Raw genomic sequence first — 6,458 nt, forward strand, 5'->3', positions numbered from 1 at the left:
GACGGCCCGACCCTCGGGGAGGCGCGCGCCACCGCGGCCGACGTGGCCACGGCCGGCGGCCAGGGCCGGGCCTTCACCGTGGCGGTGCCCGGCGGCTACGCGCTGCTCCAGCCGGTCGCGGTGGACACCGGGCGGACCGCCGTGGTCGAGGTGTTCGTCGCCGAGAGCGACCTCACCCGGGGCGTCTCCACCGCCTGGCTGGTGCTCTCCGCGGTCGCCCTCGGCCTGGTCGCCATCTCGGTGCTGGTCGCCGACCGGATGGGCGGCCGGATCGTCGCCTCCGCCCGCCGGCTCGCCTCGGCCGCCCGCTCGCTCGGCGCCGGGAACCTCGCGGTGCGCGTCCCGGTGGAGGGCAAGCAGGTCGACGGCAGCCCCGAGGAACTGCGCGAAGCCGGCCACGCGTTCAACACCATGGCCGACCGGGTCGTCCAACTCCTCGCAGCGGAGCGCGAGTTGGCCGCAGACCTGTCGCACCGGCTGCGCACCCCGCTGACCGTGCTGCGCCTCAACGCCGCCTCCCTCGGCGACGGCGATGCGGCCGACGCCACCCGGCACGCGGTGGCCCAACTCGAGCGCGAGGTCGACCAGATCATCCGCTCCGCCCGCCGCGCCCCCGAGGACGCGCCCACCGTCACGGTCGGCTGCGACGCCGCCGAGGTGATCCGCGAACGGGTCGGCTTCTGGTCCGCGCTGGCCGAGGACGAGGGCCGCCGCTGGCAACTGGCCGGCGCCGAGTGCGCCGCACCGGTGCCCGTCCAGCGCGGGGACCTCGCCGCCGCCGTCGACACGCTGCTCGGCAACGTCTTCCGGCACACCGCCGTCGGCACCGCCTTCTCGGTGGACGTCCTGGCCACCGACAGCTCGGTGATCGTGCTGGTCGGCGACGCCGGACCGGGCTACAGCGACCCGACCGCCGCGCTCAGACGCGGCGAGGGCCACGGCGGGGAGGGCTCCACCGGCCTCGGGCTGGACATCGTCCGCAAGCTCGCCGAGTCCACCGGCGGGGACCTCGCGCTCGGCCGCTCCGCCGTGCTCGGCGGCGCGGAGACCCGGCTGCGGCTGCGCACCCGCCCGGAGGAGGCCCCGCCCGCCCGCGCGGGTCGGCGGCGGTCGCGGGGCGCGCTGTTTCCGAGGTGACGGCGGGTCGGCGGCGGTCGGGGGGCGCGCTGTTCCCGAGGTGACGGCGGGTCGGCGGCGGCGCCGCGTGCGCGGAGGGCTCTTCCTTAACGGCGGCCTAAGGGAGCTTCACCCCTCGCTCAGCCCGCCCGTCCGGCCCCCCGGGCGCCGCTAGCGTCGGTCGCGCCGGTCACCCGACCGAGCCGGGCCGGCCGCCCGGGACGTCCGTACCCACGCGTACGCAGCCCGTCCGACGGCGGCCGACTGACGGCACCCGCCACGGTGCCGACCGCAGGCACCCGCGGAGGTAACGCGCCATGACCACCCAGCCCACCCGCCGTTCCGGCCACCGCCGCCGCAGCCGCAAGGGGACGATCATCGGGGCCTCGGCGGCCGCCGCCGTCCTGGTCGCGGGCGGGGTCGTGGTGCTCGCCTCCTCGGCCAGCGCCGCCTCGCTCGGCGCCGTCTACAGCCGCACCAGCAGCTGGGACTCCGGCTACACCGGCCAGTACCTGGTCAGCAACCCGGCCGCCGACCCGATCGACGACTGGACGCTCAGCTTCGACCTCCCGGCCGGCGCGAAGATCGACTCGCTCTGGAACGCCACCTTCACCGCCGACGGGCAGCACGTCACCGTCAAGCCGGAGACCTGGAACAAGCGGCTGGAGCCGGGCCGGAGCGTGGTCGTCGGCTTCGTCGCCCAGGGCGCGGGCGCGGCGCAGGCCGAACCGGGCAACTGCCTGATCGACAACACCTCCTGCAAGGCCGGCGAGGGCCCCGCGCCCACCCCCTCCGGGCGGCCGACCGGCACCCCCACGGCGGCTCCGACCAACACCGCCTCGCCGACCGCGACCGCGACCGCCACGTCCACCGCGACCGCGGCGCCCGGCCCGACCGCCACCGCGAAGCCGACCACCCCGGCGCCGACCCCCACCCCGACCGTCACCCCCACGGCGACCGGTGTGCCCGTACCGCCGGTCGGCGCCGGGGCCGGCTTCGCCCCGTACGTGGACACCTCGCTCTACCCGCCGTACGACCTGGTCGCCACCGCCAAGGCCACCGGCGTGAAGAACTTCACCCTCGCCTTCGTGGTCTCCGGCGGCGGCTGCGTGCCCAAGTGGGGCGGGGTCAGCGACCTCTCCGCCGACGCGGTGGCCGCCCGGATCGGCGAGCTGCGGGCGATCGGCGGCGACGTCCGGGTCTCCTTCGGCGGCGCCAACGGCAGCGAGCTGGCCCTCGCCTGCGGCTCCACCGCCGAGCTGGCCGCCGCGTACCAGAAGGTCATCGACGCGTACGGCGTGACCAGGCTCGACTTCGACGTGGAGGGCGCCGCGACGGCCAACACCGCCGCCAACACCCGGCGGGCCCAGGCCATCGCCCGGCTGCAGCGCACCGCCGCCGCCAAGGGCAAGCCCCTCGATGTCTCCTTCACCCTGCCCGCACTGCCCTCCGGCCTGACCCAGGACGGCGTCGACCTGGTCACCGGCGCCAAGGCCGACGGGGTCGCGATCGGCGCCGTCAACATCATGGCCATGGACTTCGGCGACGGCGTCGCCCCCGACCCGCAGGGCCGGATGGGCACGTACGCGATCGCCGCGGCCACCGCCACCCAGGCCCAGGTCAAGAGCGTCCTGGGGCTGGACGACGCGGCCGCCTGGCGCACGGTCGCGGTCACCCCGATGATCGGCGTCAACGACGTCGCCAGCGAGGTCTTCACGGTGGCCGACGCCAAGCAGCTCGCCGACTTCGCGGCGGTCAGGCACCTCGCCTGGCTGGCCATGTGGTCCGGCACCCGGGACAAGGCCTGCGAGGGCGGGGCCAAGGGCTCCGCGGACGCCGGCTGCAGCAGCATCGTCCAGCAGCCGCTGGACTTCACCCGGGCTCTCGGCGGCTACACCGGCTGAGGCCGCTCCGGTTCCGCCGGCCTGCCCCGGTGGCCTGCTCCGATGGTCAGGGCCTGGGGTGAACTCCAAGCCTCCCTGACCTCCCCGACCGCCCCGACCGCCCGTGCTCAGCCCGCAGCCGAGCACGGTCGGTCGGGGCACCTTCGTCACCGTGCGTAGTCGATCCTGCCCAGGCCAGGGCGGGCCGCATCCGGTATCGTCGCTGGTTGGCCGAGCGGTGGACGGAGTGGACAGTGACAGCGGTGCAAGACGAGCGCAGCCCGGTGGGGACCGTACCCGCCGCGCCTTCGCCCGCCCCCCTGTCGGACCGGCTGCGGATCGCGCTCGGTGCTCCGGTGCGCGCACTGCGTGAGGCCCCCCGTCGGCCGATGCTGGTCGCCTCGTCCGTGGCACTGCTGTCACTGCTCGTGTACGCAGTGGTCCGCCACTTCGTCCACACCTCGATGGTCGACATGATCGTCTACCGGGCGGAGGGCGCCGCCGTCGCCAACGGCACCGACCTGTACGCGCTGCGCGTCACCGAGTGGAACCTGCCCGCGACCTACCCGCCCTTCGCGGCGATGCTGTTCGTGCCGACCACCTGGTTCCCGATCCCCGTCCTCCGGGTGGCGATCACTCTCGGCAACCTCGGACTGCTCGCCCTGCTGGCCCACCTGTCCTTCAAGCTGGTCGGCTGGCCGCGCCGCGAGCTGCGGCCGATCGGCGTGGTGCTGATCACCGGCCTCGGCGTCTGGCTCGAACCCGTCTTCACCACGCTCCGGTACGGCCAGATCAACCTCGCGCTCGGCTGCCTGATCCTCTGGGACCTCACCCGGTCGGACGGCCACCGCGGCAAGGGCATCGCCATCGGCATCGCCGCCGGCATGAAGCTCACCCCCGGCCTGTTCGCCGTCTACCTGCTGATCACCGGCAGGGTCCGGGCCGCCTTCGTGGCCGGCTTCACCTTCCTCGCCACCTTCCTGATCGGCACGCTCTTCCTGCCCGACGCCACCTGGGGCTTCTGGACCAAGTACCTCTACGACTCCTCCCGGGTCGGCAAGACCGAGATCGTCGACAACCAGTCGCTCCGCGGCGCCTTCGCCCGCCTGCTGCACAGCGCCGACCCCGGCACCCTCGCCACCCTCGGGGCCGGGCTGGCCGCACTGGTCGGCCTCGCCATCGCCGCCTGGGCCGCCCGCAGCGGCCGCTGGCTGCCCCGGGCCGAGGCCTGGGGCGTCTGCGTCACGGCCGTCACGGCCGTGCTGATCTCGCCGATCAGCTGGACCCACCACTGGATCTGGTGCGTACCGGTGCTCGTGCTGCTCGCCACCGAGGCCTCCGTCGAGCACGCCCGCCCAGCGGGCGTCCGCCGGCTGCGCTGGCGGGCCGCCTTCTGGGCCACCCTGCTGGCCTTCCTGTCCTTCGCGATGTGGGCGGCGAAGCCGGTCGGCGCGGCGGTGCTCCACATGTCAGCACTGCGCCAGCTGCCGACCTCGATCTATCCGTGGGTCGGACTCTGCTTCCTGCTCGCCGCCGCCATCCGGATAAGGGCCCGGCGGCGCTCCGCCGGCGCCCCGCTCGTCCGGCTGCCCGGACAGCGCGGCGGCGGCGGCCCCGACGCCGCCCGCGGTCGTCAGCAGGCCCCCGCGGCCCGCTGAGCCGGCGGGGGCGCCGTCGCTCCCGCTCCCCGGGGGCACCTGGCCCCGGGCGCGCTCGCGCTCCCGCGCGGGCCCGTCCTCGGGTGGGTGCCCGTGTTCCCGTCCGTCTTCGTGCCGCTGGTCGGCCCGGTACTGGTGGACGGTCCAGTGCACGCTGCGGCGCACGACCCGCACGCCTACGCGAGCAGCTCGGCGAGCGAGCCGTCCATGTCCAGGGCGGCCAGCTCGCTGCCCGGCGGGACCAGCCGGTGCGCCCGCTCCAGCCAGGCCGCGACCACCGGCAGCGGCGCCTCCAGCAGCGCGTCCCCGGCGGGCGAGCTCAGCGCCATGCACAGCACGCTGCGCCGGCCCGAGCGGGTCGGCCAGATCCGCACGTCGCCCTGGCCGCACGGGCGGAAGGTGCCCTCGACCAGCAGCTCGCGGGCGAACACCCAGGTCACCGGGGAGCCGGTGTCCAGGTGGAAGGTGATGTACACGGCGTACGGGTCGTGGCTGCCGTAGGTCAGCCGGGCCGGGACGGGGACGCTGTGCTCGGGCGAGAGCACCAGGTTGAGCTCCAGCTCGTGCTCCACGACGCTGACGGGGCGGTCCATGATCGTCTTCCTCTCTGCCTTCGGTTCGTGCCCGGTTCCGAGCCCGATGACCTTTGAGAGGGCGGTCCACGCCGGTTCTTACACACGTTTCCGGGATTTCTCCCGGAAGTTTCGTGCGGGGTGGTGAACGGCCGGGGCCACGGCGCGTGACCGCCCGCCGCGCGCCCCGTTCCTTACCCCGGGCGGCCCTCCGCTGTCCGGGGAATCGCCAACTTTCCGTCGGCACTCCGGCGAGGCACTACCCTTTGTGACTGTCCGACGACTGTCCGCCTTCGGTGGTGCCCCCACGTGCGCGCCGAGTGCCCCCGGGGCGTGCGCGGGCGTGCCGTAGCGGCTCGCCGTGAGTCCGACGTTCGATCCGATCCAGCTCGCTTCGACCCGTTCCAACCCTTTCGACCTGTTGGGGCCCGCCCCCCGCCGGCCCTCGTCAGGACCTGACAGGAGAAGACCCCCATGACGGACCGCCCCTTCGCCGTCGACGGCGACCCGGCCGTCGCACCCGGGCCCGGCTACTACCCCGACCCGTCCATCCCCGGCTTCGTCCGGTACTGGGGCGGCTCGGCCTGGGTCCCCGGTACCAGTCGGCCCGCGCCCGCCGAGGGCGAGCTGCTGCAGCCGCCCCGGTTCGTCACCCGGCGGTCCGCCCCCGACGTGGCGGCGGCGCGGACGGTGCCCCCGCCGGTGGTGCCGGTGCCGCCCGCGCGTTCGGAGTCGCCGGTGCCGGTGCCGGTGTCAGCGCCGGTGCCGGTGGCCGCATTCGAGGCGCGGGAGGCGCGGGCGGCGACGGGCTCGGGGGACACCGGGCCGGTCTACCTCGACCAGACCACGGGCGGGGCGTCCTTCGTGGTCGGGCCGAGGGTGGCGGAGGTGATCGGCGGGCCGGTCTTCCGGGCCGTCGAGCCGGTGGGGGAGGAAGTGCCCGGGGCGCCGGGGGCCGCCGAAGCGTCCGGGTGGCAGGTCGATCCGCAGGCGCAGCGGGGACTGACCGAGACGGGTGGGGCACCGCACTGGGTGTCCTGGGGGGTGCTTCCGGGGGCGCTCGAGGACGACGAGGGGCGCGCGGAGGGCGGGCGTGCTGCGATTGCCGTGGAGGTCGCGGCGGAGGCCGTCGCGGAGGCCGCTGTGGCCGTCACACCCGCCGTGGCGGTGGCGGTCCGTGCGGCGCCCGCGCCGGTCCCCGTCGCCGTCGCCGTGGCGCCGGTCGAAGC

The 6,458-nt window shown here is 75.5% G+C and carries 5 protein-coding genes; 4 read left to right on the top strand and 1 reads right to left on the bottom strand.

Features of this window, described 5'->3' with window-relative positions; genetic code table 11:
- From BG452_RS27445 to BG452_RS27455, 3 genes are all read left to right on the top strand, one after another.
- Nucleotides 1-1,137 (top strand): sensor histidine kinase (locus BG452_RS27445; protein ID WP_188307041.1); only part of this gene is annotated, 1,137 nt, incomplete at its 5' end.
- Nucleotides 1,138-1,433: 296 nt separating this feature from the next.
- Entirely contained in the window at nt 1,434-3,020 is a 1,587-nt protein-coding gene (locus BG452_RS27450; RefSeq protein WP_188307042.1) for a cellulose binding domain-containing protein, read from the top strand.
- 233 nt (nt 3,021-3,253) lie between these two features.
- The gene (locus BG452_RS27455) at nt 3,254-4,657 is read left to right on the top strand and encodes a glycosyltransferase 87 family protein (RefSeq protein ID WP_188307043.1); all 1,404 of its coding nucleotides are present in this window, start codon (nt 3,254-3,256) and stop codon (nt 4,655-4,657) included.
- Nucleotides 4,658-4,833: 176 nt separating this feature from the next.
- On the opposite strand, the gene BG452_RS27460 is transcribed toward BG452_RS27455, so the two are convergent.
- Complete coding sequence (locus BG452_RS27460; RefSeq protein ID WP_188307044.1) at nt 4,834-5,250, bottom strand: SsgA family sporulation/cell division regulator; 417 nt, start codon at nt 5,248-5,250, stop codon at nt 4,834-4,836.
- A 453-nt stretch (nt 5,251-5,703) separates the two neighbouring features.
- Here BG452_RS27460 and BG452_RS46020 point away from each other — a divergent pair.
- Nucleotides 5,704-6,458, top strand: a 755-nt coding sequence (locus BG452_RS46020; RefSeq protein ID WP_223242804.1) for a DUF2510 domain-containing protein, incomplete at its 3' end; no start/stop codon positions are given.

The sequence above is a fragment of the Streptomyces sp. CBMA123 genome (assembly GCF_014596465.1).
Lineage (GTDB): Bacteria > Actinomycetota > Actinomycetes > Streptomycetales > Streptomycetaceae > Kitasatospora.